This window comes from Thermoactinomyces sp. CICC 10521, assembly GCF_016055135.1.
GTDB classification, from domain to species: Bacteria; Bacillota; Bacilli; order Thermoactinomycetales; family Thermoactinomycetaceae; genus Thermoactinomyces_A; species Thermoactinomyces_A daqus.
The window spans coordinates 1-1,025 of the sequence record NZ_JAECVZ010000083.1; the positions used below are offsets into that span (position 1 = coordinate 1).

Here is a 1,025-nt window from a genome sequence, read left to right on the forward strand (position 1 = left end):
GCGCACGAGTCGTTAACAGGAAAAAAGACAATCCCAACGGTTTTATGGGATCAGTCATCATTTGTTGGTGGCCGACAGACACATAAACGCGATAGCCGGGATCATTTGTCTCGGGGATGGGATACAAGGTGGTGATGGGCCGGCTCTGGACGATATAAAATGTATCGTCAGCCAAACACCATTCGATATCTTGCGGGCAACCAAAATATGCTTCGATCTGTCTCCCGATGCGTGCCAGTCGGAAAATTTGTTGGTCAGTAAGTGCCGGAATCTTTTGTTGATCAGGATCGATCTGCCGTGTCTCCGTTCCGCCTTCTTTCAGTCCATAGATCGCCCATTTTTTGGTTGCGATCCTCTTCTCGACAATTTTATCTTCTTGCACCTTATAACAATCGGCAGATGCCAAACCGGCGACAAGAGCTTCTCCAAGTCCAAAACCGGCCTCGATCGATTGCAGTTTTCGATTGGAAGTAACCGGATCTGCAGTAAATAAAATTCCTGAAGCCTGTGGAAACACCATCCGTTGAACGATTACGGACAGATGCACTTGGCTGTGGTCAAATCCGTTTAGCATACGGTAGATCACGGCACGATCCGTAAACAAGGAAGCCCAACATTTGCTGATGTGACGCAAAATGGCTTCCTTTCCGATAATATTTAAATAGGTTTCTTGCTGACCGGCAAAAGAGGCATGCGGCAAATCTTCCGCCGTTGCACTGGACCGCACGGCATACGCATGTTCGTTGCCAAATCGTGCGAGATAGTGAGCAACTGCTTTCTCAACATCGGAAGGAATCTCTGCTTCCATTATGATTTTCCGAATCCGGCTGCTGATTTCCCTGATTCGATCCCGCTCCTCTGCTTTCATCAATGTGAGTTGATCCAACATTGCGCGAAACGCTTCGTTTTGTTCGAGGGCTTTTTGAAAAGCTTTTGTCGTAACACAAAATCCTTCCGGCACTTGTATTCCATGAATCTTCGCCAGTTCCCCCAAATTCAACCCCTTTCCTCCAACGAACAAAAAT

The 1,025-nt window shown here is 47.2% G+C and carries 1 protein-coding gene; it reads right to left on the reverse strand.

The features are described 5' to 3' along the window. A partial coding sequence (locus tag I8U17_RS18055; RefSeq protein WP_304650723.1) for a PEP/pyruvate-binding domain-containing protein occupies positions 1 to 1,021 on the reverse strand: 1,021 nt, incomplete at its 3' end. Positions 1,022 to 1,025: the final 4 nt, after the last annotated feature.